Annotated in this window: 2 protein-coding genes; both read right to left on the bottom strand. The window is 69.7% G+C overall.

Going from position 1 to position 628, the window contains the following annotated elements:
• A partial coding sequence (locus tag Y707_RS0102280; RefSeq protein ID WP_026533882.1) for a multicopper oxidase domain-containing protein occupies nt 1–417 on the bottom strand: 417 nt, incomplete at its 3' end.
• Entirely contained in the window at nt 414–626 is a 213-nt protein-coding gene (locus tag Y707_RS31175; RefSeq protein WP_051441570.1) for an SHOCT domain-containing protein, read from the bottom strand. The genes Y707_RS31175 and Y707_RS0102280, both read right to left, overlap by 4 nt.
• Between the last annotated feature and the right edge of the window lie 2 nt (nt 627–628).

Here is a 628-nt window from a genome sequence, read left to right as displayed (position 1 = left end):
CTCGTAGTCGAAGGACTCTCCCGGGGCGATGCTCAGGAACGGGTTGTCGCCGTTGCCCTCGGGAGAGACGTGCAGCCCGTGCACGTGCAGGTTCGTCGGCGCCTGAAGCCGGTTGGTCATCGCTACCCGGATCGTGTCCCCGGGCGCCACGCGCAGCGTCGGGCCTGGCAGGGACCCGTTGAAAGTCTGCACGGAGGCCTCACGCCCGCCGACCTGGATCCGGGTCGACGCGGTCTCAAGGTCCAGTTCCAGCACGCCGTCGCGGCTGGAGAGCACCCGGGGTTCAATCAGCTCCCCGCCTGCGGTGTATCCACGGCCAGCACCGGTGGTCCACCACAATCCTGCCCCGCCGACCGCCGTGGCACCGGCCCCGGCCGCACCAAGGGCCAGCAGCTGACGGCGTGTCAACGGGCTCACCGGCCGTCCTCCTCCAGAATCCGCAACCGCTCCCGGTACTCTTCGGTGCTCAGCTCTCCGCGGGCGTAGCGTTCTTCGAGGATTTCCCGTGCCCGGCCGCCACCGGTGCCCGGGCCGCGGCTATTGTCGGGGCCGGCCGTGTTCGGGGACCTGCCGGAGACAGCCTTCACCAGCACGACTATCAGCACGATCACCCCCACGAGCACCAGCA

This window comes from Arthrobacter sp. H14 (genome assembly GCF_000520495.1).
In the GTDB taxonomy this organism is placed as follows: Bacteria; Actinomycetota; Actinomycetes; order Actinomycetales; family Micrococcaceae; genus Arthrobacter_C.
Note: the sequence above shows the minus strand (reverse complement) of the source record. Positions and strands in the feature narration are given on the sequence as shown.